Genomic DNA, 24,153 nt, shown 5'->3' with positions numbered 1-24,153 from the left:
GTGAGAGAATACATATTGTTTTACAACCAAAACCGATTTCAGAAAAAACTAAACGACCGTTCCCCGGTAGAATACCGGGAAACGGCCGCAGCTTAAATCTTGTCTTTTTTTGTACTGTCTACTTGACAGGGTTATGACCATCGAGGCGGCTTTTTTTGCTTTTCCTTGAGAAAACGCTTCCTAGGCCTTCTGTTGTTCATTTTCATATGGCAATAACGACAGAAGTCTTGGGGAAAGATCGGAATGATTAAAAAAAAATTAATAATTAAGACTTTAGAACTATGAATACAGAAGTGTGAATACCCGAAATAATCTTATATGATCCTTTCGTCGTGAGTCCAGAAGATGATGTTGCATATGAAAGCAATATGCATAAACGAATTGTTCATCTGATTCATAAAATGAATAGAAAACTGTAGATTTTCTTCCAGAATTCGACGAGGGAGCGGTAAAACACAAGGGGAGTGTACAAATATGCAAAGCAAGCGGGGATTGCACTTTATTAAAATCATCAGTTGTTTGGTCCTGATCGCAGGTGTTACGTTCTCATCAAAAACCATTGCACAGGGTTCTGTAGAAAGTTATGAATCCATTCATGGGAACGTGGAAGGACCAATTAGAGCCACTTGGGTATGGGATACCACTCAGATTGAGAGCAATCCGCAGGAGCTTCTGAAATTTGCCGTGGAACACAACATCAACACGATCTATTTGCAGATCAATCGGGATGTAAAGATTCCATACTATACGGACTTCATTCGCAAGGCCAGAGCTTATAATATCGCTGTCGATGTAATGGATGGAAGGGCGTCTTGGGGACTAACCGAAAGCAGAGAGCAAATTGCAAGTTTCCTCGACTGGATTGAAGCTTATCAGAATCAGGTAGAACCTAACGAGAAATTTGCAGGGATTCACCTCGATATTGAACCACATGTTCATCCGGAGTGGAAAACCAATCAGGCAAGTGTAATAACACAGTGGCAGGGGAATGTTCAATATATCGTTGACCGTGCAGCACTGATGAATATGCCCGTAGCTGCAGATCTGCCGTTCTGGCTGGATAACTACAAAATCCCGGGTTCAACGATGGCTGTGAGCAGCTGGATGATCCGCAAGTTTGATTCCATTACGATTATGGCTTACCGGGATACAGCCGCTGCGATCTATAATGTGGCGAAAGACGAGCTTGCTGAAGCATCCCTGCTGGGCAAATCGATATCCATTGCCGTGGAGACAAAACAGAGTAAGGAAGGGAACTTCATTACGTTTTATGAAGAAGGGTCGGCATATATGGAGTCTCAGCTTAAGCTGGTGGAGAAATTGGCCGGAGAGCACTCTGCATTCAACGGCTTCTCTATACATGAATACTCTTCATGGAAAACGTTGAGATAATCTAAACTGAATCAAGGGCTGCATGCCGTAAAATTTAAGAAGGTGCTGTACAGTTATCCGCTGTCAGCACCTTCTTTCCTTTATATAAGGGCCGGCTCCATCGCCACTTTTTCATAAAACATTTTCCGATATTGTGAAGGAGTAGTGTTTTTGTGTTTTTTGAACGTTGTGATGAAATAGCTTAGGTGTTCGAACCCGACATCCATGGCGATATCCACAATTTTATGATCGGTGTTCTCAAGCTGGTAACAGGCCTGCTGCACACGGTAGTAGTTAATATAGTCGACAGGACTTTTTTGCACCATTTGCTTGAAAAACCGGCAGAAGTGCCCTTCACTCATATTGGCCTCATCCGCAAGCTCCTTCAGCTTCAGGGGCTCGGGGTAGCGTTTATGGATGTAACCAAGCACGGATTTGAGACGCTCCACCTTGTCATGGCTGCCAGTCGGGACGGTTCCTTTGAGTTGGGCAGGACGCATATGATCAAACATTCGGGCAAAGATGAGGTACAGGCAGGCTTTTGTTGTCATTTCACAGGTCTCTGAACCAGCGGCGTGATCCGCAAAAATCCGTTTAAGGTGCAATAGGATTTCCTGCCCCCATTCATCCTCGGGCTTCATATGAAAAGGAGGAATGAGTTTCTTGTGAACGAGCGGACCTATAAATTTCTCCTGCACGGCATCAAAGGTCCGGCTGCCCAGCAGTTCCGGGCTGAACACAATGGACGAAAAAACGCAGGGAACATCACCTTTTAAATAGCCTGCATGTATTTCGCCGCGGTTAATAAATATCGCTTCCCCGGCTTTAACCTCAACCGTATTCATGTCAATCTGGAACACTGCGCTTCCCTGGGTCACCATGGTGAATTCCATCTCATCATGCCAGTGGCAATCCAGAATGCTGTCTCCATTTAGCTGTTCGATATCCGGGTAAACGCTGACAGGATACATCGCATTGCCGTGAATTCGGTCTTCGCGTAATCGTTCACGTTCCATAGAAGTGTCTCCTTTGGTATCATTATTAATGTAATCGTTTCCATAGATTGGTGATCTCATTTAAGAATCGGAGAGAAAATATCAAAATCGTGATATATTTGGTCAAAATATCAGAAGAAAACCATGATTAATATCAATATTATTATAGTATAACCGAAGGGGGAAAGAAAACATGAAATTTACTGATGGATTCTGGATGACTCGTGAAGGATACCAAATTCAAAACCCGACTGACATTCGTGATATTGTGCAAAAAGGCGATTCTTTGACCGTATATGCGGCAACTAAATATATTCGCACCAAGGGCGACACTTTGAACGGTACATTGCTTAAAGCAACGTACAGCTCACCTATGCCTAACGTTATTCGTGTAACCTTGAACCACCATAAAGGAAGAGTGAAAAAAGGACCTGAATTTGAACTCAACCACCAAGATGTGAATGTTGACATCTCGCAAGATGAACAAGGTGCTGTTTTGAAAAGCGGCAATCTGGAAGTTCAAATCGACAAAACAAAGGGCTGGGACGTCAACTTCCTGTATGGAGGAAAACGGATTACAGGCAGCGGCCAAAGAGCGGCTGGATATATTACAGGCCCTAGTAAAGAAGCGTACTTCCGCGAGCAGCTTGATCTGGGCGTTGGTGAATATGTATACGGTCTCGGCGAGCGCTTCACGCCGTTTGTTAAGAATGGCCAAGTGGTTGACACTTGGAATGAAGACGGCGGTACAAGCAGCGAACAATCATATAAGAATATTCCTTTCTATTTGTCCAGCAAAGGATATGGCGTATTTGTAAACCATCCTGAACGCGTATCGTATGAAATTGCATCTGAGAATGTTTCCAAAGTGCAGTTCAGCGTAGAAGGAGAGACTTTGGAATACTTCATTATCGGCGGTGACAATCCAAAGGATGTACTTGATAATTATACGAAATTAACAGGTAAACCAGCACTTCCACCGGCATGGACGTTTGGTCTGTGGCTGACAACATCATTCACAACAGATTATGATGAAGCAACAGTTAACCATTTCGTAGATGGCATGGCTGAACGTGATCTTCCGCTTTCCGTATTCCATTTCGACTGCTTCTGGATGAAGGAATACCAATGGTCTGATTTCGTATGGGATGAAGCGATGTTCCCGGATCCGGAAGGCATGATTCGCCGTTTGAAAGACAAAGGCCTTAAAATCTGTGCTTGGATCAATCCTTATATTGCAGAAAAATCCTACTTGTTTGATGAAGGTATGGAGAACGGTTATCTGGTGAAAACAGCTGATGGCAGCGTATGGCAATGGGATATGTGGCAAGCAGGTATGGCTCTGGTTGATTTCACAAATCCGGACGCCGTGAAATGGTATAAGAGCAAGCTGGAAGTCCTTCTTGATCAAGGCGTTGATTCATTCAAAACGGACTTCGGCGAAAGAATTCCAACAGATGTCGTATACTTCGACGGCTCTGATCCGGTTAAAATGCACAACTACTATACACATCTTTATAACAAAGCTGTATTTGAATTGCTTGAAGAGAAGATTGGCAAGAACGAAGCTGCCCTGTTTGCACGCTCGGCAACAGCAGGTGGTCAACAGTTCCCGGTTCACTGGGGCGGAGACTGCTCTTCTACTTATGAATCCATGGCTGAATCGCTTCGTGGCGGTCTGTCACTTGGACTTTCGGGCTTCGGCTTCTGGAGCCATGATATCAGCGGATTTGAAAATACAGCAACCCCTGACGTTTACAAACGCTGGGTACAATTCGGTCTGTTGTCTTCTCACAGCCGTCTACACGGAAGTACTTCGTATCGTGTGCCTTGGCTCTTCGACGAGGAATCCGTGGACGTTGTTCGTGACTTCACCAAACTTAAAAACAGCCTGATGCCATACCTTTACAATTCTGCTCAGGAATCGACTGTGAAAGGCATTCCGATGATGCGTGCCATGGTGCTGGACTTCCCAGAAGATCCTGCAACATACAGCCTGGATACTCAATACATGTTTGGTGATTCGATTCTTGTTGCACCGATCTTCAATAAGGAAGGCGATGTAACTTACTACTTGCCTGAAGGGACGTGGACTAACTTCCTGACAGGTGATAAAGTACAAGGCGGTCGTTTTGTACGTGAGAATCACAACTTCCGCACATTGCCAATGATGATCAAACCAAACAGTTTGATTGCAGTGGGTGCGACCAACAGCAAACCGGATTATGATTTTGCAAATGACGTTTCCCTGCACTTGTTTGAGCTCGCTGATGGTAACACTGCGCAAGCGGTTGTAGTGAACCAACAGGCAGAGCAGGAACTGGTTGTTAACGTAACCCGTAATGGATCTGTTCTGGAGGTACGTGCAGAGGGTGCAGGCAAGCCATGGAACCTGGTACTTCGCGGTGTAGAAAGTGTATCCAGTGTCGAGGGTGGATCCCAGGCGGCTGGTGAACAGGGCATCGTTGTAACTGCAGCAGCAGGCACAAGCTCGCTTACAATTCAACTTTAATTTGATTGGATGACTCAAAGGACGGTACCGCAAGGTGCCGTCTGTTTGTCTCCAATTTAGGCAGGTAAATGTAGTTACAGTGAGTCAATCATAGTATGATTGATGAGAGACAGAAGTAGACAGGAGAATGAAAGAACTTGAGCACACTTTTTACCGGACTACACCGGGCTATTACAACCGAGATGGTACATCTATTGGTGGAGAATACTTTTGGAACCGCTACCAAAATAAAGGGGCACACTCTTTTGCAAGGCGGACTTTTTAATACAACTTACCGGATTCAACTGGAGCATGCAGATTATTCGGATGTCATTTTGCGCCTGGCACCTGAAGGGACAGACCCGTTAATGGGGGATACAGATGATCCATTATTCTCCTTTGAACGGACGATGATGGCAGCTGAGCCTGTGGTTTATGAGAAATATCAAAAGGCAGGAATTCCTGCTCCAAACGTCATTGTATGTGATGACAGTGGTTCGGTCATTCCGAGAACGTACATGTTTATGGAGTTTATTCCGAGCAGGCAGCTGGATCATTCGTCGATCTCATTGTCCGAGAAAGAGAGGCTTTATCGTCAACTGGGTGAGTATACCGCTGCCATGCACCAAATTGAGGGGACCTCCTTCGGCTGGCCGCAAGGTGACGGTACGATGAAGGGATCAGATCGCTGGTCCGAGGTGTTAATTGCTTTTGCACAAGAAACGGCATCCAAAGCGGCACGGGTAGGGTATATGCCAGGCGTTGGTGAACAGATTACGAACATGTTCCGGAATCATCGCGAATTATTCGACCAAGTGACCGTTCCTGTACTTGTCCATAATGATCTGTGGGAAGCAAACGTATTGATTCATGGGGAAAATGATACCTTGAGCATTGCCGCCATCATTGATGGGGATCGGTCCATGTTTGCCGATAGGGAGTTTGAAGCCATCCTGTCCACAGCACCACCAGCATTCCATGAGGGATATGGACAACCTCTGGACATGTCTGATCAGGGACTCGCACGCCGGCTTGCCTATCGAATCTTGTCCTCTTACTTTAATGCGTATGTCCACGAATATCAGGTCGATCAGCCTCAGGATGGGCAGAGATTTCGTCAGCGCACGCTGGATCTTATGGAGCAATGGAAGATAATGCTTGAACCATACCAATAATCGGGAGGAATAAGTATGAAGGAATATGAACAATACCCAATGTGGGATGCAGCATTGCCGCTGGAAAAAAGATTGAATGACTTAATTTCACGGTTGACGATAGAAGAGAAGATCAGCCTGATTCCTACACGCGAAGCAGCAGTCCCGCGGCTGGGGATTCCTGCATACAACGTTGGAGGCGAGGCTGCTCACGGGGTGGCCTGGAAAGGAGAGGCGACGGTATTTCCGCAGCCGCTCGGACTCTCCAGTACTTGGAATAAGGCACTCATGCGTGAGATTGGTTCAGTCATTGGGGATGAGGCTAGAGCCTACCACCATCGTGAACCTGAGCGTCATGGATTAACCTTGTGGGCGCCAACCGTCGATTTGGAGCGTGATCCACGTTGGGGCAGAACCGAAGAAGGGTATGGTGAAGACCCCGTACTGACAGGGGAGATGTCAGCAGCTCTCGTCCAAGGCATGCAGGGCAATCATTCATTTTATCTGAAAATGGTCGCTACGTTGAAGCACTTTTTTGCCAACAATAATGAAAAAGATCGGCTCAACTGTTCTTCCAGCATTGATCCGCGGAATTTGCGTGAATATTACCTAAAGGCATTCGAGACACCTTTTGTTGAGGGCGGAGCCTTATCCATGATGACAGCGTACAACTCCATTAACGGTACTCCAGCGATTGAGAGCCCTTATGTGAACGATGTGGTTAAGGGTGAATGGGCTATGCCAGGTTTTATCGTCTGTGACGGAGGAGATCTGTCCCAGACTGTAAATTATCATGGATATCATGCGACGCATGCCGAATCTGCAGCAGGTGCCTTAAAAGCAGGCGTGGATTGCCTCACAGATGAAGTGGATTTGGTAGTCTCCGCATTACAAGAGGCTCTCGAACGTGATTTACTGAAGGAGGAGGATCTGGACCGGGCCATTCGCAATATTTTTGGTGTTCGCATGCGTCTTGGACAACTGGATCGGACAGGCCTTAACCCCTATGCGTCCATACCGGAGTCTGTTCTGTGCGCGCCGGAGCATGCCAAATTAAGTTATCGAGCTGCGACGGAGTCCATCGTATTGCTAAAAAATGAAGGTTTGCTTCCAATTAAATCTGATGCGCTTCGCAAGGTCAGTGTAATTGGGCCTCTTGCAGATGCAGTATATACCGATTGGTATAGCGGCACACTGCCATACCGGGTAACGGCGCTGGATGGTCTGCGGAGTCGATTGACTGATGCAGAGGTCCTTTATGAAGACGGGAATGATCGTGTCAGCTTCAAGACTACGGAAGGACAGGTATTAACTCTCGAAGCTGAAGGAACACTTGTTGCTGTTCCGGAAGGCAGTGCGCAGATGGCCGAATTCATACATCAGGATTGGGGCTGGGGCAGCCATACATTACGAAGTGTGAAGAATAATCGTTATGTTACGTTAACTGAAGAAGGCACATATCAGGCGAGTGCACCGGAGATCGGTGGATGGTTCGTGAAGGAAATTGTGCAATTTGATCCTCAGATGGATGACAGCAGCATATTGCGATCGTGGAATGGAATTCCATTGGGCCTAGCCGAACACCAGGGCAAACTTGTTTTGACACCAGTTGTTCAGCAAGAAGAGGAAGGAGCAGATTCCTCAAAAGCAAGCAGCTCAGTAATTGCGCCCAAAGAGCCGGTGTCGTTGGTGAAACACATTGTAACCAGCGGTGTTGAGCGAGCAATAGATGCTGCCCGGGCAAGTGATCTGTCTGTTGTTGTCGTTGGTAATAGTCCTTACATTAATGGCAAGGAAGAAATAGATCGGCCAGGTTTAACACTTCCGCAAGAGCAGGTCCGTCTGGTAAAAGAGGTGTGCAAGGTTAACCCAAATACCGTCGTAGTTATTGTCGGCAGTTATCCGTTTGCATTGCAGGAGTTAAAAGACATAGCTCCAGCCATTGTATATTTAACCCACGCAGGCCAAGAACTCGGAAATGCGGTTGCCGATGTGCTGCTTGGTGCATATGCTCCGGCAGGCAGACTGAACATGACATGGTATGAGGATGAGTCTCAGCTTCCTGATATCATGGATTACGATATTATCAACAACGGTACAACTTATATGTACCATGAGGGTTCGGTTTTGTATCCTTTTGGTCATGGATTGACTTATTCTGAATTTGAGTATGAAAACATTAGCGTTCAGCAAATATCCGGACTAAGCGGAGATGATGTGTTGAAGGTTGAAGTACAGGTCCGAAATACAGGAGAATATGCGAGCGATGAAGTCGTGCAGCTCTACGGACACCCACAAACGTCCCGAGTGAAACGGCCTCTAAAACAATTAATTGGCTTTCAGCGCATTCATCTTGCGTCCGGTGCGGCCAAGACGGTTTCTTTTGAAATCCCTATACAAAAGCTATCCTTCTGGGACGTCACGCGTGACCGGTATTGCGTGGAAACGGCAGTTTGGTCCATTATGGCTGGACGCTCCTCGGCGGACATCCGCCAGACAGCTGAGTTTCATGTTGAAGGAGAAGTTATACCTGCTCGCAAGCTAGACATGCCAACCTTTGCAGAGAATTACGATAAGCATGCAGGTGTGCTTCTGGATGAATGCCTGGAAGGACGATCTGCAGTTCGGGCCATTGTTCCTGGAGAGCCGCTGTATAAGGAGGGGCAGTCATCCTGGATTGGTTTCCTGAACAATGGGACACAAGGAGCTCATACATTTGAGGCACGGGTAGCTGCTTTCGGTGAAGATGGTGAACTGCAGATTCGTTCTGAAAGCCCGGATGGACCGCTGCTTGGCCTCTGTTCTGTGCCTGCTGGCGTCGCTGATTCCACCTCGGACCAAGCTGACTCGGACATCCAATGGACGACTGTAGAATGTTCGCTCCAACAACCTGAGCGGGGTATGGATCAGTTATATATTGTGTTCAAGGGTGGCGCAGCCATACAGCAATTTAGTTTAAAATGTTAGCCATTAAGGCGCAGTAGCACATAATTTCAACATTACAAGTGGCTAAGCAAAAGGCCGTTCCTGATTCCTTCATCATGGAACGGTTTTTTCATGCGCGGAACTGAACTTTTTTACATATCCCGTATAATCATTTGACGAACAAACCACAATAACAGTGTTGTTTTCCGATCTTGTAAAGGTGGTTAAGGTATGAAAGATAAAAAGTGGGACCTCGTCGCACTCGCTTCCATCCCGGTGATTATGACCTTGGGCAACTCCATGTTAATTCCGATCCTTCCGCAGATTGAACGAGAACTGAAAGTCTCCTCATTCAAAGTAAGCATGCTTATTACGGTCTACGCCGTTGTGGCCATACTGCTTATTCCGATTGCGGGGTATTTATCGGATCGATTTGGACGAAAGGTGGTCATCATACCTAGCCTTATCATCGCCGCAGCTGGGGGCGCAGTTGCAGGTGGAGCAGCGTTAATGCTGGACGGAAGCACGGCATACTGGACCATTCTCGGTGGGAGGTTACTGCAAGGGATAGGGGCAGCAGGAGCCTTCCCCATCGTAATTCCACTCGTAGGCGACATGTTTGATGACGAGAAGGAGGTCAGCAAGAGCCTGGGTATTATCGAAACGTCGAATACGTTCGGTAAAGTATTAAGTCCCATTTTGGGAGCAGCTCTCGCTGTGTGGCTCTGGTACTTGCCATTTATGGCAATACCGGTGCTCTGCTTGCTTTCACTTGTCCTCGTCATTTTCCTTGTGAAAACGCCTAAGAAAAAGGAAAAACCACCTACATTTTCCGAGTTTGTTTCTTCAGTTCGGAAAGTGCTCAAAGAAAAAGGACGCTGGCTTTATGCACTGTTTGCCATTGGTGGAATTTGCATGTTTGTTATTTTTGGCGTGCTGTTTTATTTGTCAGAGACATTGGAGTCTGAGTTCAGGCTGAAAGGTGTTCTTAAAGGGCTTGTTCTTGCAATCCCGCTGGCGGCCTTATGCTTGTCGTCTTTTTTGGCAGGGAAGTGGATCGGTAAAAACAAGGTGCGCATGAAGTGGGTAGGTTTTGCAGGACTTGTGGTTTTGACAGCATCCCTGATCATCATGGGGCTGTGGGATAACATCTATCTGGTGGTAGGATTATTTACCCTTGGAAGTGCAGGAATTGGTGCCACGCTGCCATGTCTTGATGCACTAATTACTGAAGGCGTTGACAAAGAGCAGCGTGGTACAATTACAGCTTTATTCAGCAGCATGCGTTTTATTGGAGTCTCTTTGGGACCACCTGTTGTATCTCTTTTGATTGGCACCTCGCATTTTATTCTTTTTGTTGTGCTTGCAGCTTCTGGAGCGGTAGGTGGTCTGCTTACGTTGCTGGCAGTTAAGCCCGGTAAAGAGGATCAGCCAACCTCAGGAAATACTCACGGCAATAAGGAGCAAAATCCTGATGGGAATCGAGAACTTAGACGGGTACCGATCAGAAGGAAGAAGAGTCCATTCTAATTGAACAGCGAACAATATAATGAAAAACGCGCTTGCTTATGAGACAAAAATTCTCAACAGGCAAACGCGTTTTTTTGTATTGTGATGAATCGGTTGCTTTATTTCTTCTCAATTGATTTGTCTGAAGTTTGTTCCATTGATTCTGTATCTTTAGCAGATATATGCGTATGGGCAAGCAGCGGATGAACGGAAACGGCGAAAGTCCCACTTCGTTTACCTTGAATAAGATAGATCAGCAAGAACACTATCATAAATATGACGGAATACCGGTACATATCCGTGTAGCTCGTCATGGAGGCGATAGCACCAAGCAGCAAAGCTCCCATAGCAATTCCCAAATCCAGTGTATTCAAGAACATACCGTTCGCCATCCCGCGCTGGGTTGGAGCGACAATCTGAATCATCCAGGTCTGCAGTGAAGATTGCATGGAACCATATCCAATGCCGTATATAAATGCTGCTACAAATAAAATCGGCATGGACGTTGCAAAAGAGAGGATAAACAGCCCGACAGCAACGAAAATGGCTCCAGGAATAAGCAGGGCCTTGGGTCCCTTGCTGTCGTACAATCTACCGGCAAACGGCCTTACAAGCAGTACAGCTAGGGCATTAAACAGGAAAAATAAAGCAGGGTTGGCCAGGTTGGCCTCTTTGCCATATAACACAATGAATCCGACAAGGCCGCCATAGGTAATGGATAACAAACAATTCAGCAGACTGGGCAGGATCAATTTGCGATTAAAAGGGATTTTCTCCCGAGTCCCGGAAACATTCGCTACGGGCCCTGTTGAAGTTTGAGCGGAACCATCATGTGAACGTGCTGTTTTCTTACGTGTTAACGAATAACTGAGTGGATAAATGACGACGATCACGCCAGCTGTACACAGCATGAGTGTTATGAATCCTGAACCCTGCAGCAACGTGACCCCGATAATGGGTCCCATGGACATGGCAAGGCTGGTGGACAACCCGAAATAGCCCATCCCTTCTCCCATTCGCTTAACCGGAATAATGTCGGAAGCCATCGTTGGGAAAGCCGTGCTGCTCATCCCGAAACCGACACCAAACATCATGCGCAGCAACAAGAGGACAGCTATGCCAGCAGCAAAATAATACCCGAGTGTAGCCAGTAGGGCTACAGACAGGCCAATGTAGATCATGGCATTGCGAAGCCCCTTCTCAAGCGCCTTGGCTGAGTACAATCGTGCTGCAATTGCACTAAGTGCAAACAGACAAGTGAATAGGCTGACTTCAAACGCATTGGCGTGGAAACGTTCCTGTACGTAGGAAGGAAGTGGAGAAACAATCATATGCAGCTGCAGGAAAAGCAGGAAGTTACAAAGCATAAGCAAAATAAAATCAGTGGTCCAAAGTTTAACCTGTGTAGATTGGTCTTTCATATTCATTCATTCCCCCTGAGATGTTCATTTATTTACAAGTTGCGATTGATGAGGGAAAGAGTATGTTTAAATGCTTCCATCTGGTCTTCGGGTATACCTTCAGCAAGTTCTTTATTCATTTCTCTTTCAATGGGAACCAGTTTCTCGATCAAAGCTTTACCTTCAGTCGTCAGATAGAGGAGGTAGGCTCTTCGATCCTGTTCACTGGTCCGGCGTTCAACCCATCCCTTTTTCTCGAGCAGATCAATGATGCGTGCAGTTGTAGGTTGATCCTTGAGAACGCGATTGGCAACTTCTTTCTGATTCACGCCTTCTCCCTTACCGATATTGAATAGAACGGAGAATTGCTCTGTTGTAATATCGTAGGGTTTAAAACGGGTCGCAAGTAAAGCAGCGGCTTTGCGATGTGTAAAGCCCAGCATAAATCCGACAGATTGCTCCAGCGAATATTCCATACGAACGTAAGTCCTCACTTTCCTGTATGAATCATCTTCAATTTAATTAGTTGTTATAACAACTATATGTGATGCAAGCAATTTTGTCAAAGAGATTTGGATATCGGGCTCTTCCATAACGATTTGTGCGAAAGTTAGAAAATGCTGATAGAATGGAAATGAACTAGATTAGTTGGAAAGTAAAGGATATCGTTAGAGGGAATGCTGAAGACCATTCTGCTCCAGTCGATGTGGAGCTAACGAGGAGAGCTGCGTATGCTGAAAAACATTCCTGCAATAATTTCTCCAGAACTGCTTAAAATTATGTCCGAAATGGGCCATGGGGACGAATTGGTCCTGGCTGACGGCAATTTCCCCGCAGCCAGCCATGCTCGGCATCTCATTCGTTGTGACGCTCTGGGAACTGTAGAGTTATTGGAGGCCATTTTGAGTTTGTACCCGTTGGATACTTATGCAGAGCGGCCAGCAGCCGTGATGCAGGTTGTTGAGGGAGATCAGGTCGTGCCGCTCATCTGGGAAGATTACCGCAGGTTGATCCTCGAGCATGAAGGCATCACGGACGCGTTTGACCAGATAGAACGATTCTCGTTCTATGAGAGGGCCTCCCGCGCTTATGCGATCGTTGCTACCGGTGAGCGTGCGCAGTATGCCAATCTGATTCTGAAAAAAGGGGTCATTTTCCCGGACACTGATCCTTATCCGCAAAATCAACAAGTTGAACTAAAGTGAAATTCAAAATCATGGCGACGGAGCAGCTGATGCTCTGTTCGCCTTTTTGCTTTTTCGAGCACGCAGCCAATGGATCACCACATAAACGATCGGCATGGATTCAATAACTAAGGTATACACGGGTACCGCATAGGAACGGATAGCCAGCTCATAGGAAGCAGCGTCTTTTGCATATTGAAGTACGATGGCTGCCGCTGTTCCGCCAAGCAGATAAACAACGGATTTCTGCTGTTTAATCCCGCTGAGTTTGGAAAGAGACACGGAAGCTACATATAAGAGAAATGAGCTTCTGGTGAACATGGTCGTAGACCAGATGGCAATCAATACAGGGTCGAGGTTATCCAGAAAGTCGCCATATCTGGCGAAACGTATCATCTCAAGCAAGGGATAACGCAAACTTGCCGCCACATAAGGGCCAAAGTTCATGATCGTAAATATCCAAAACATAAGAATGAACACAACAACTGTACCTCCGGCTAGAACCATACTCTTCAGCATAGGACGCCTGAAAACAACAGCAGGAGCAAGGAATAGAAACATCATCCACTCCGAGAACCAGGGCATGGTCGAAAGTGAGCCGAATACGAGTTCGGACAGATCATGATGGGTCAGCATGGAAGTCAGGATTCCCGGATTGCCTCCGCCACCTACAGTTGGTACAAGAAGGGTAGAAGTGATCAGTTGTACCACAAAAATACCTTCAGACATAAACACAATGGTGATTAATCCTGACCGAGCAGACAGACAGATGCACAATATGGTTATCGCTGCTGTTAACCATATGGGGGTTTCGGGAAGATACATAGACTGCAGAAAAATGATGAAATTTTCTACATCGATCGACAACAGATAGATACACAGCAGGACAATCATTCCGATGTAAAATCGATGCACATATTTGCCAACGATCTTTTCCCCATAGGAAAGCCAAGGTTTGTCCGGGTGCAATGAGCCGAGTTTGTATGTGAAAAGAAGAAAGAGCAGGCTTATCATAAATCCACCGATGGTGGACAGCCAGCCTTGATACCCGCTCATTTTGAATAATCGCTGTAATAGAAAGGCAACAGGTTCCGAGTACAAGTACACAAACATGAAACGATATGCTTGTCCGGCAGTCAGGTGGTTCATGGTTATCCCCTTTCCTTATTGGGTGATCCGATCAGCCCAGCCGAAGACGAATTGGATCATATCATTGGGATCAGGCCATCCAGACCAGCTCACCGCAAGTGTATTCCATACAAGATAGAAGAGCAGTAAGACAAAGTAAACCCGCTTGATCGTTTTTTTGCTGGAGCGAATAGAGGACCAGTCCATTAAGTACAGTCCCGCAAACAACAGTACGGCTATCATGCGATTCCTCCTGTGTGGTTGGTTGGCAAACAAACTTTGGAATCCATTAAAAGCTGGATTCAGACCCCACGAATTGAATGTTGATATCCGTGTTAACATGGAATTGCAAGTCGTTCTTCACATAGTTTATCCACTGAGGACGAAGCTTTTTCCAGGTTTTTGGATACCTCCATTCCAGTCGATAGCCGAGTCTCAAGATATCTGCACCTTTGTGTTGGCCTGTCCTGATTGCACTCGTTAGGTGGGTGCTCACCTTTTCACTGGCTGCCTGTTCGATCTCCCTGACGGCCACGATATCCTTCGCTTTGAGTACGGGGATGACCGAATTCAACTCCGCTTTTCCGATCAGCTTAATGTCAAAGACCGGCTCCCCTCGTTCCATGCGAACACGTATATCCGACTGCATATCATAGAGCGTCATGCTTGCTTTTTCTTTTTTGGTTCGAACGGATATGGTCATGGAATCCAGACTGCGTTCTGCCCAGGCAACGGCCCGGGCCTCCTCGTCAGTAAGCGTGCCAACCATTTTCATTTGTTTGAATAAGGCGGCGCCGGTTTGGCTGACCCACTTTTTTAATTCCCCATCCTCGCTAACCATGTGGCGTTCTTGGGCTGTCAGCATGGATGAGGCAAAACCCTGATTCATCTTATCAGCGGCAAAGATATTGAGCACCTGGGTCTTCAGCAGATTCTCTTCTGTGGAAAATTCACGGAGCACGTCACTCGGTGTTTCTTCGAATACCGGCGTAAGATCAGAGACATTTTTGGCCTTGCCGTTGGCAACCATGATGTAGCTGCTGAGGTGAAACAAAGGTTCCCGCGCGATCCATGCCAGCGTATCCTGAATTCCTTCTCTTGCGTATGCGTCTCCAAAGACAACAACTCGTGTATGTCCCCAAGAGATTTTACGTGTAAGATCGGTTTGAATTTTCTCCAATGCATCAGCTATCGTTGGTGCGGTGGCAGAGACGACGGCATAAGGGTCCTTGCCCGATCCACCACCCTCAGGAGCAAGCCGATTGGGGAGAGGCATGCTGAGTGTTAACTCGATTTCTCCCGGTGTATCCGCTTTGTCAATGTACATGGCTGTAATAAAAGTCCGCTCATTGATCTCCACCTTGGACCAGCATCCACTGCACAGGAGTAAGCTGATCAATATGAGTCCACCTTTTTGTAACAGATTGAAGAGCTTCATGGCGTGTCTTGCCTCGTTTCATTATCCGCAGCATAAGCTTTGGTTCTTTTCTTCATCCGAAACCATGGCACCCGAATAAACGTGTCCTTGAAGTCACGAAGCACCAGTGGAGCGAATGGCTGCATGTAAGGAACACCAAAGGAACGAAGGTTTACCATATACCAGTAAATCAGATAGATGGAGATCACCACGCCGAACAATCCTAACGTTCCTCCCATCAACAGAATCGGAAAACGCAGCAGCCGAAAAGCCAGGCCCAGTTCAAAATGCGGGATAATAAAAGCGGCAATACCTGTAATGGACACCACGATGACGAGTGGAGCGGATACGATACCAGCCTGCACTGCTGCTTGCCCAATGACAATTCCTCCGATTATGGATACCGTTTGTCCCAAAGGTTTGGGGATACGTATTCCTGCCTCGCGTAATCCTTCAAAGGTAATCTCCATGATAATCGCTTCGATTAATGCCGGAAAAGGAATGTTCTCCCTTGCTGCCGCAATGGTAATGAGCAGATTGGTTGGAATGATTTCCGGGTGGAAGGTCGTGACCGCAACGTAAATGGAAGGCAGCAAAAGGGCAATAAAAGAAAATAGCAGCCGGATCATGCGGATAAAAGATGCAGAATGAAACCGCTGGTAATAGTCCTCTGAAGATTGCATCAATGAAAAGAAAGTTACGGGAATCAGCAGCGAAAAGGGTGTCCCGTTCTGCATGACGCCGATACGTCCCTCTACCAAGGCAGCGGCCACGGTATCTGGTCTCTCGGTATATTGGTATTGGGGAAAAGGCGACAATGGGTGTTCTTCCAAAAACTCGGATAAATAGCTTACACCCAAACTGCTATCCATATCGATTTCGCCAAGACTGCTCAACACATTTTCCAGGATGTCAGGTTTGCACAATCCCTGGATATAGACTACAAAAACTTCAGTCTTGGTATATTTGCCGATCGTGAACTTGATCATTTTAAAGTCAGGATGCTTGATCTTGTGCCGCAAAAGTGACATGTTCACATGAATATCCTCAATAAAGGCTTCCTGAGGTCCAACAACAACAACCTCATTGGTCGATTCCGGGACAGAGCGCTTCTGATAATTTTGAACGGAAAACAAAAGCATGCCGGACAAGCCTTCCAGATATAGTGCTGCGCTGCCGGAAACAATATCGTCTACCAACTGTTCCAGTGAATCGGATCGCTTCGATTCCAGCGTGAAAAACTCCCCGCTGATGACGCGCGATAAAAAGAGAGGTTCGACTTCGTTCTGGGATACCTTCTCCAGCAGTGGTTTGATAATGGATTCCCGTATAGTGGCCGTATCTACGATGGATTGAATGTAAATGAGCACACCATTCATAGGGCCTAGCTGTAATGGTTGATAGACAATATCGGAAATGCCGATGAAACGCGTTTGGAGCTGTTCGAGAATCGTCTCCGTATCCATGGGATGCACTCCTTTATCTGCGAACTTTGGATATGACCGGTAGTAAGTCTATAGTCTGCGACGTGTGGGCTGAATTATTCTAAAATTCCGAGGAGTAGAATATATTGCAAACTTTGATGCGGATGTTGTATGGGGATCCAGGAAGGGTTCGTTTATGATTGGAGAAATGTGAAATGAAGATGAGCTGAAGGGAGCTATAGCCAGAATGACATATAATATGAGACGTGCCCGCCTTGATGATATCGAGGATGTCAGCAGGCTGCTTGATCAATACCGCATGTTTTATCAACAGACAAGCGATGTAGAAGGTGCCGCCAGATACATACGCGAACGGTTGGAACGAAACGAATCGGTCATTTGGATAGCGGAAAAGGAAGCTTTTAAGGGAATGGAACAAGGAGAAATGGCAGACGATACGCATCACAACGAATGGGGCCATGGAAATACAGATTCAAGCATTCAAACTCCTCTGGCTGGCTTTGTTCAGCTATATCCCAGTTTTAGTTCGGTGTCCATGAGTCCGATATACGTCCTTAATGATCTTTTTGTACATACGGAGTACCGTCAGCAAGGCATAGCTCGCAAGCTGCTGCAGGCCGCCCAGAACTGGGCAAGAGAGACTGGGGCAATTCGAATCACCTTATCAACCGCAATAAGCAACAAACAGGCACAGGCATTATATGAATCAGAGGGATATGCGAAAGATACACACTTCCTGTATTATGAACTTAATCTGTGAGAATTGATGAAAAGCTAATCTTTGAAACAGAAATAGGTGAGGGAGGGATTAACGCAAAATGATGCAGTGGATAGCCATGATCACCATGCTGATCGATCATATTGGAGCAGTCTTTTATCCGCAGATAGAGGAACTCAGAATCATTGGCCGTATTGCATTTCCCATATATGCATTTGCAGTGTATATCGGCTATAAGCATACACGGAACGTCCAAAAATACATTTGGCGTTTATTCTGGATTGCAGTAATTTCCCAAGTACCGTTTATGGCGGCATTTAATCATATGTCATTAAACGTAGTATGGACGTTATGGACATCTTTGCTGGTTCTGCTGGCACTGGATAAACTTCCAAACCGCTTATTGGGTATCCCTATTGTTATTGGGGCAGGGATTATCATGGAGATGACCGCCATGGATTACGGAATGTACGGGCTGCTGTTGGTCATGTTATTCCGATACTTCCGGGGACCTGTACTGGTGCTGGGACATGTATTGTTGACTGCTCTCTATATCCAGCTCTACAGCAGCTCGGTACAAATGTACAGCGTAATCGCTACATTAGGCATTGCCATCGCCCAGTACTACGGCGCAGGGTTTCGTTTGAAAGGACCAAGGTGGATCTGGCGCTATTTCTATCCGGCTCATCTTGCCGTAATCGCTATTATTCGCTGGACATAAAAACAAGCAAGCCACCTTACGGTCATAAATGACGGCTAGGTGGCTTGTTTGTTTTTGTAGATGGTATGGCTACTCCAAAGTAGAAGAAGTGGAAGCGCCGAACTGCGGCTGGATCGCAGCAGGGAAATAACCGATGTTCACTGCATATTGCAGCATGCTGGAAATGAATTGATCATCCGCTTTGGCGCAGTGGATTCCTGCTGGCTCCACATACGCAGTTGTCACCGGGCAGGCATATACATATGCCGAATCCTTAGCACCGTCACCTTCCAGTTGGGCAATCGCGAGCTGCAGTGCCTCTGGATCCTTGGTGATGGCTGAATCAAATAACCAGCTGGTATATTCGTCAAAAGGTAACGTTTCGACTGCATATCCGGCACGATTTATTGATGCAATCAGCGTATTGTAACTGATGGACTCGGGATTACAAATATGGAATACCCGTCCAGCAGTATCATCACGCAGAGCCAAATGCACGATCGCCTGACTTGCATAATCGATAGGTGTAAAATCGACCATCCAATCAGCAGCTGGAGCCTTACCGAGAAGCAGCATGGCTTTGATCATGCGGTAGAAGGCATTGCTGTCAATATTGGACTGAAAGCGTCCCGTTTTTGAATGACACGTCAGGTTTCCGGCACGATAGATGCTTACAGGTACACCTTCCTCAGCAGCAATCATAAGCACTTTCTCTGCTTCAAGTTTACTGTCCGAGTATAGGTTTTCTACATGCAGGTCTGCCGGGAAGCGATCATACTGCAATGATGATTCCCACTGTCCGCTGAGTGCAAGATCTTCCGGTATGCCCATGGTGGACACATGGTGGAAGGATGCTCCAGGTTTGCTGCGAACCAGATTCAACAAGGCAACTGTACCCTCTACATTGGTTTTGGCAAACTGTTCCGCATCTCCGAAGTGCCGAACGTCGGCGGCACAGTGTATGACACGGTCAATTCGAGCTTGTACATGTTTGGTTTGTTCAGCAGATAGCCCAAGGTTTGGCTGCTCCAGATCTCCCTCGATAATCTCCACTCGTGACGTAAGGAGCAGACTCAGGTCTGGACCGAAATAGCCTGCCATGACCTTACTTAAACGCTGCATGGCTGTACTGCCGTCGGATGGACGACGAACAAGCGCATGAATGGTCGCTTCGGAATGAAGAAGGAGCTGCTGCAGCACGTGTGATCCCAGGTAACCCGTAGCTCCTGTTAGCAGAACGTGTTCCGGTTTGCGAATCTCCGGATATCCCAGTTGGGATGCCAGTTCGACTGGATGCTCGGCCAGCTGGGTAATCACACCTGCTTGATCAGCGGATGGTGCAGTTTGCTGAGTCATTTGCGCGAGTGATTGTACCCGCAGTGCCAGAGAGCGAATCGTCTTCTCTGCAAAAAAGTCGGCAATCTTCAGCTGCGGATAATGCGGCTTCAGAATAACCAGTACATGGATCACTCGCAAGGAATCACCACCGATGGTGAAGAAGCTGTCCTCGATACCGAAGTCGCTGTGTCCAAGAATCTCTTTCCAGGCATTGAAGATGATGGCCTCGGTCTCCGTCTCAGGCATTACACGGTCTGGCCGATTCTCATGTCGTTCTTCGTTTGGCAGAGAGACCATTGCTTTGCGATGAATTTTACCGGTTGGTGCGATCGGCATTTCATCGAGCTGACAGACCCATTTGGGTACAAAATAGGAAGGGAGCTTGTCTGCCAACTGGGCTTTGATATCCGCAACGGACAGGGTGCTGCCATCTTTGGACGTGAAATATCCCACAAGCATGTTCTGACCGTCAGATTCTTTTTTCGGAATAACTGCGACATCCTGGATTCCTTCGAGACGCGAGAAGTGATCTTCAATCTCACCAATCTCAATCCGATGACCACGGATCTTCAGTTGAGAATCACTGCGTCCGACGTATTCCAGCAACCCGGTATCAAGTAATTTGGCTATGTCACCGGATTTGTAGATTTTCTCATCGATCGCAAAAGGGTTATCAATAAACGCCTGCTCTGTACGTTCTGGTTGGTTCAAATATCCTTTGGCCAGCGCCGGAGTAGCAATATACACTTCACCAGGCACACCTACCGGACAGAGCTGCTGTTCTTCATTGACGATATAAACTTTGTAATTATGAATCGGTTTACCGATCGGAATGTTAACGACATGGTCAGGAACGGGTTCACTGATTCGGTGAGTCGTTGTCGCTACCGTGCATTCGGTAGGTCCATACACATTAACGATATCGATCTGGTTACCAAACTTGCGCTGGAAGGCACGAACCTGTTCTCCGTAGAGAGCCTCGCCCGCAACGGTAATAATTCTGACTTTGGCCAGCTTGTGGAACCCTTCGTCTGACAGATAGGATGCAAGCTGATTAAAAAAGATTGTGGGCAAGATGGTTATGATCGTTGTGCCTGTACGTTCGATTGCTGTGGCAAACTCTTCTACGGATACACGTTCCTCGGCAGATAACAGATACAACTCTGCTCCATAGAACAATGCGCCAATGGTATCCCATACCGAAGCATCGAAGCTGTATGTAGCAAACTGGGTCAACACGTCACCAGGCTTGATATCACAATCCCGCTGTACAACGCTGCCGAGATTGACAACGCCGCGATGGGCCACAAGCGCGCCTTTGGGTTTGCCTGTGGATCCGGATGTATAGATGATATAAGCCAGGTCGTCCGGTTGGATATCAATATTAGGATTACTTGCTGCAAATCCGGCCAAGCGTCCATCCACGGCAAGAATTTGCCGAACTGTAGGAATACCGGAGAACAACCGGGAAGCTTCAGTGAAAGAGGACTCTTTGGTTAGGACAAAAGAAGAAGCTGTATCTTCCACGATGTAACTGTTGCGTTCCTGCGGGTGCTCAGGATCAATCGGAACATATACACCGCCTGCTTTCAGAATGCCGAGCAAGGAAATGATGGTTTCCAGGCTTCGCTCCATAAAGATGCTGACAAATTCACCCTTTTGCAATCCGTTCGATAACAGCACACGTGCGACCTGATTGGCACGTTCGTTCAATTCTCTGTAGCTGTACCGACCATATGGGGAAGTGATCGCAGGTGAATCAGGGTACTCGGCTGCCGCAGCTTCGAACCAGCCGTGTATAGTCTGATGTTCAGGTTCAGTCACACAGGTATCATTCATCTCCCGGTACAACGTTCGATCGGAGGCAGACAGGATATCTACTGAGCCGATAGCCATGTGTTCATCGCGAACCATGGAGAGAAGCAGGGTCTGGTAGTACTCTGCATATCTCATCACTGTCGCTTCATTCAGAAGGGATGTATCAAAGAACAAATCCAGGATGAGTACACCCTGATCCTCACGAATATTCCAGTTTAAAACCTGCGGAGCCTGAGGAAGCTGAACACTGTTAAACATAAACAGGGTTTCCGGATAAGCACCTGGCTGTGCAGCATCTCCTTTTTGTTGCAGAAGAGAGATCTGATCACTTAGCTCACGGAAACTCATTTTGCCATGGACTTGCATGAGCAGAACAGATGCAGCCTGATCGGGAGCAAGGGTACCTACAGCTAATTCCTGTTCTCCTGAAAGCCGGAACAACAGGGCAGCATATGCGGACAACAACGCGGTATAGATTGATTTTGTGCCATACTTCTGTGTAAGTTCACGGCTCTGTGATGGCTGCAGCTCTATATGAGCTGACTCATAAGAAAAGGTTTGTTGACGGCGCCCAAAATCCAGTGGAATCTGGAGAACTGGCAGGTCAGATTCCACTGTCTGGGAAGATGAAGAGTGATTATCGATCACGTCTATTTTCCTCCTTGATTTAAACGTTCGTTTTTGTATTTTGTTTATGACTTGCTAACATTAAAGTGAGAAATCAATTCCTGTAATTCCTCGGACATGCTGTTCAAACGGGTGGAGGAATCGACAAGGGTGGTCAGGGAAGCCTTCTGTTCGTCCACGGAAGCGGCAATCCGCTCACTGCTGTCTGCTGTTTTGCTGACGCTGGCGGACAGATCATCCGCAGTTGCGGTCATTTCCTCTGTACTTGCAGAGATTTCTTCGGTAGCACTGGAAACTTCCTGAATCTGGTTCGATACTTTCTTCGCAGCTTCCAGAATCTCTTCAAACAACTGGCCTGTCTGATCGGCAACGTCAAGCCCGGTATCGACTTCTGCAGTACCTTTTTCCATTGCGCGGACAGCTTGTTTAATCTCGGTTTGGATCTCATCAATCAATACGGCAATCTGGCTTGTGGACTGTTCGGATTGCTCGGCAAGCTTACGAACTTCACCGGCGACAACGGCAAATCCTCGACCTTCTTCACCAACACGTGCTGCCTCAATGGATGCGTTCAGTGCAAGCAGGTTGGTTTGGCTGGAGATCCCGGAGATGATATTCAGAATATCTCCAATTTCTTGTGAACGGCTCTCTAGAACCTGGATTGCAGAAGCCGTATTCTTTACCGATTCGGTAATCAGCGTCATTTGCTGGGACACCTGGCGAACAACCGTGTTCCCCTGCTGGGAACGACGCTCCATCTCATAAGCTTCATCCGCTACATTAGAGGAACTGCTTGCAATCGTTTGAATGACAGTTGCCATCTCAGCCATGGCGCGGGCACTATCGATACTTGCCTGTTCCTGCCCACGGATGTTAGAGGTGATTTGTGTAACATTACTGTTAATGGAATCCGCGTTTTCACTGTTTTTCTCAGATACCTCATACAACTCTTTGGCAGATTGGTTCACCTCTTGAGAAGTGACTTGCACTTTAACGATCGTGTCATTGATTTTGCGAACCATCGTATTAAATTTCTCATTGACAAGTCCAAGGTCATCTTTTCCTGTCGGAATGTTGACATTCAAATTACCCCGGCTAACGTCATCAATGCCTTTAATCAGGTGACGGATAGGGGATAGGGTATTTTTAACAACCAGATATTGAATAATCAGGAACAACAGAAGGAATGCAACCAAAATGATGATCCCGTTTTTAAGGAGAGATTTCAATCCGGTTGGTACTGCTGTTGCATCTGCATCGACCGCAAAGTAAGAGAAGATTTTGCCGTTGCTGTCCTTGATCGGGTAAGCAATGGTTGTCCACGTTCCAAAATCATCTGAATAGAAAGTAGTAAAGGTTGGACGGTCCGTGTTAAGCATTTCTTTCAGTGCATTGGCTACAACAACAGGCTGCTCATACATGTCGCCAATATTAACATTATCGCTTTGGAATGCTTCTCTCAGATTGGTTGGCATGGCTACGAGGGAGGTTTCTCTTTTCGTATCCCCGCCTAGTTCTACACCAAAGATATAAGCCTGGGCGATGTTAGGATAATATTCTTGCATTTCATCGAAATAAGCACGTAATTGAGTTTGTACTTTTCCGTCATAACTACCTTCTGCTATGGCAGCCTCTACGTCGGCAGCGTTAATTCCTTCAGCCCACTTTTTGGTGATTTGTTCTACTTGTCCATGCAGCTGCTCTACGAGAACCGTTTTTTGGAAGTAATAGCTGCTTGCAATAAGTGCAACCCCGATAATAATGATGTTCGTAAATGAAAGTAATAAGTTTTTTGAGAAAAAGGACATACTTTTCCAACTGAATGATTTCACTAATTTCCACTCCTGATCTTCTTGTAATTAACAAACCTTTTATTTGCTTGCATGAATGCAGCCATTCAAGTCATTTGTTGTTCCTCCTCCAAAGCTTATGT

18 protein-coding genes are annotated in these 24,153 nt (G+C 46.6%); 9 read left to right on the top strand and 9 right to left on the bottom strand.

Translation table 11 applies throughout. The features are described from left to right. Positions 1–96: an IS3 family transposase gene (locus HP552_RS14555; RefSeq protein ID WP_376768939.1), complete on the top strand. Its 96-nt coding sequence runs from the start codon at positions 1–3 to the stop codon at positions 94–96. Positions 97–474: 378 nt separating this feature from the next. Then, complete coding sequence (locus HP552_RS14550) at positions 475–1,392, top strand: hypothetical protein (RefSeq protein WP_175396150.1); 918 nt, start codon at positions 475–477, stop codon at positions 1,390–1,392. Between the two features lie 80 nt (positions 1,393–1,472). Here the strand turns inward: HP552_RS14550 and HP552_RS14545 are convergent, their stop codons facing one another. Next, complete coding sequence (locus tag HP552_RS14545; protein ID WP_175396149.1) at positions 1,473–2,387, bottom strand: AraC family transcriptional regulator; 915 nt, start codon at positions 2,385–2,387, stop codon at positions 1,473–1,475. 172 nt (positions 2,388–2,559) lie between these two features. Here HP552_RS14545 and yicI point away from each other — a divergent pair, with 172 nt between their 5' ends. From yicI to bcbE, 4 genes are all read left to right on the top strand, one after another. Then, on the top strand, positions 2,560–4,878 hold the full coding sequence (gene yicI / locus HP552_RS14540; RefSeq protein ID WP_175396148.1) for an alpha-xylosidase: 2,319 nt from the start codon (positions 2,560–2,562) through the stop codon (positions 4,876–4,878). 137 nt (positions 4,879–5,015) lie between these two features. Further along, entirely contained in the window at positions 5,016–6,032 is a 1,017-nt protein-coding gene (locus HP552_RS14535; RefSeq protein WP_175396147.1) for a phosphotransferase family protein, read from the top strand. 15 nt (positions 6,033–6,047) lie between these two features. Further along, positions 6,048–8,978, top strand: coding sequence for a glycoside hydrolase family 3 C-terminal domain-containing protein (locus HP552_RS14530; RefSeq protein WP_175396146.1), 2,931 nt, complete (start codon positions 6,048–6,050; stop codon positions 8,976–8,978). Between the two features lie 189 nt (positions 8,979–9,167). Then, on the top strand, positions 9,168–10,466 hold the full coding sequence (gene bcbE / locus HP552_RS14525; protein ID WP_175396145.1) for a bacillibactin exporter BcbE: 1,299 nt from the start codon (positions 9,168–9,170) through the stop codon (positions 10,464–10,466). 98 nt (positions 10,467–10,564) lie between these two features. Here bcbE and HP552_RS14520 read toward each other — a convergent pair whose 3' ends face one another. Next, positions 10,565–11,866 carry an MFS transporter gene (locus HP552_RS14520; protein ID WP_175396163.1) on the bottom strand — a complete coding sequence of 434 codons (1,302 nt, stop codon included), beginning with the start codon at positions 11,864–11,866 and terminating at the stop codon, positions 10,565–10,567. A gap of 32 nt (positions 11,867–11,898) precedes the next feature. Continuing rightward, positions 11,899–12,321: a MarR family winged helix-turn-helix transcriptional regulator gene (locus HP552_RS14515; protein WP_175396144.1), complete on the bottom strand. Its 423-nt coding sequence runs from the start codon at positions 12,319–12,321 to the stop codon at positions 11,899–11,901. Between the two features lie 255 nt (positions 12,322–12,576). On the opposite strand from HP552_RS14515, the gene fucU reads away from it, so the two are divergent. Beyond that, positions 12,577–13,050: an L-fucose mutarotase gene (gene fucU / locus HP552_RS14510; protein WP_175396143.1), complete on the top strand. Its 474-nt coding sequence runs from the start codon at positions 12,577–12,579 to the stop codon at positions 13,048–13,050. 9 nt (positions 13,051–13,059) lie between these two features. On the opposite strand, the gene HP552_RS14505 is transcribed toward fucU, so the two are convergent. Genes HP552_RS14505 through HP552_RS14490 form a run of 4 tightly spaced genes read right to left on the bottom strand, consistent with a single transcriptional unit; the run spans position 13,060 to position 17,040 of the window. After that, positions 13,060–14,178: a GerAB/ArcD/ProY family transporter gene (locus HP552_RS14505; RefSeq protein WP_175396142.1), complete on the bottom strand. Its 1,119-nt coding sequence runs from the start codon at positions 14,176–14,178 to the stop codon at positions 13,060–13,062. A gap of 15 nt (positions 14,179–14,193) precedes the next feature. Then, on the bottom strand, positions 14,194–14,400 hold the full coding sequence (locus tag HP552_RS14500; RefSeq protein ID WP_175396141.1) for a hypothetical protein: 207 nt from the start codon (positions 14,398–14,400) through the stop codon (positions 14,194–14,196). Between the two features lie 46 nt (positions 14,401–14,446). Then, the gene (locus HP552_RS14495; RefSeq protein ID WP_175396140.1) at positions 14,447–15,556 is read right to left on the bottom strand and encodes a Ger(x)C family spore germination protein; all 1,110 of its coding nucleotides are present in this window, start codon (positions 15,554–15,556) and stop codon (positions 14,447–14,449) included. A 35-nt stretch (positions 15,557–15,591) separates the two neighbouring features. After that, a complete protein-coding gene (locus tag HP552_RS14490; RefSeq protein ID WP_175396139.1) occupies positions 15,592–17,040 on the bottom strand; it encodes a spore germination protein in 1,449 nt (482 codons plus the stop codon). A 205-nt stretch (positions 17,041–17,245) separates the two neighbouring features. On the opposite strand from HP552_RS14490, the gene HP552_RS14485 reads away from it, so the two are divergent. Both HP552_RS14485 and HP552_RS14480 read left to right on the top strand, forming a co-directional pair. After that, entirely contained in the window at positions 17,246–17,779 is a 534-nt protein-coding gene (locus tag HP552_RS14485; protein ID WP_175396138.1) for a GNAT family N-acetyltransferase, read from the top strand. Positions 17,780–17,837: 58 nt separating this feature from the next. Further along, positions 17,838–18,458 (top strand): TraX family protein, encoded by a 621-nt coding sequence (locus tag HP552_RS14480; RefSeq protein WP_246310882.1) that lies wholly within the window; start codon positions 17,838–17,840, stop codon positions 18,456–18,458. Between the two features lie 69 nt (positions 18,459–18,527). Here HP552_RS14480 and HP552_RS14475 read toward each other — a convergent pair whose 3' ends face one another. Both HP552_RS14475 and HP552_RS14470 read right to left on the bottom strand, forming a co-directional pair. Next, positions 18,528–22,241, bottom strand: a complete 3,714-nt coding sequence (locus HP552_RS14475) for a non-ribosomal peptide synthetase family protein (RefSeq protein WP_175396137.1) — start codon at positions 22,239–22,241, stop codon at positions 18,528–18,530. 44 nt (positions 22,242–22,285) lie between these two features. Next, complete coding sequence (locus HP552_RS14470) at positions 22,286–24,028, bottom strand: methyl-accepting chemotaxis protein (protein WP_175396161.1); 1,743 nt, start codon at positions 24,026–24,028, stop codon at positions 22,286–22,288. Between the last annotated feature and the right edge of the window lie 125 nt (positions 24,029–24,153).

The organism is Paenibacillus xylanilyticus (assembly GCF_013359935.1).
Taxonomy (GTDB): domain Bacteria; phylum Bacillota; class Bacilli; order Paenibacillales; family Paenibacillaceae; genus Paenibacillus; species Paenibacillus xylanilyticus.
Note: the sequence above shows the minus strand (reverse complement) of the source record. Positions and strands in the feature narration are given on the sequence as shown.

Bases quoted from the DNA above. Each gene is read 5' to 3' on its own strand.
- HP552_RS14500 (WP_175396141.1), bottom strand. From the start codon at position 14,400: ATGATAGCCGTACTGTTGTTTGCGGGACTGTACTTAATGGACTGGTCC.
- yicI (WP_175396148.1), top strand. From the start codon at position 2,560: ATGAAATTTACTGATGGATTCTGGATGACTCGTGAAGGATACCAAATT.
- bcbE (WP_175396145.1), top strand. From the start codon at position 9,168: ATGAAAGATAAAAAGTGGGACCTCGTCGCACTCGCTTCCATCCCGGTG.
- HP552_RS14520 (WP_175396163.1), bottom strand. From the start codon at position 11,866: ATGAAAGACCAATCTACACAGGTTAAACTTTGGACCACTGATTTTATT.
- HP552_RS14550 (WP_175396150.1), top strand. From the start codon at position 475: ATGCAAAGCAAGCGGGGATTGCACTTTATTAAAATCATCAGTTGTTTG.
- HP552_RS14480 (WP_246310882.1), top strand. From the start codon at position 17,838: ATGATGCAGTGGATAGCCATGATCACCATGCTGATCGATCATATTGGA.
- HP552_RS14485 (WP_175396138.1), top strand. From the start codon at position 17,246: ATGACATATAATATGAGACGTGCCCGCCTTGATGATATCGAGGATGTC.
- HP552_RS14515 (WP_175396144.1), bottom strand. From the start codon at position 12,321: ATGGAATATTCGCTGGAGCAATCTGTCGGATTTATGCTGGGCTTTACA.
- HP552_RS14470 (WP_175396161.1), bottom strand. From the start codon at position 24,028: ATGTCCTTTTTCTCAAAAAACTTATTACTTTCATTTACGAACATCATT.
- HP552_RS14530 (WP_175396146.1), top strand. From the start codon at position 6,048: ATGAAGGAATATGAACAATACCCAATGTGGGATGCAGCATTGCCGCTG.
- HP552_RS14545 (WP_175396149.1), bottom strand. From the start codon at position 2,387: ATGGAACGTGAACGATTACGCGAAGACCGAATTCACGGCAATGCGATG.
- HP552_RS14505 (WP_175396142.1), bottom strand. From the start codon at position 14,178: ATGAACCACCTGACTGCCGGACAAGCATATCGTTTCATGTTTGTGTAC.
- fucU (WP_175396143.1), top strand. From the start codon at position 12,577: ATGCTGAAAAACATTCCTGCAATAATTTCTCCAGAACTGCTTAAAATT.
- HP552_RS14490 (WP_175396139.1), bottom strand. From the start codon at position 17,040: ATGGATACGGAGACGATTCTCGAACAGCTCCAAACGCGTTTCATCGGC.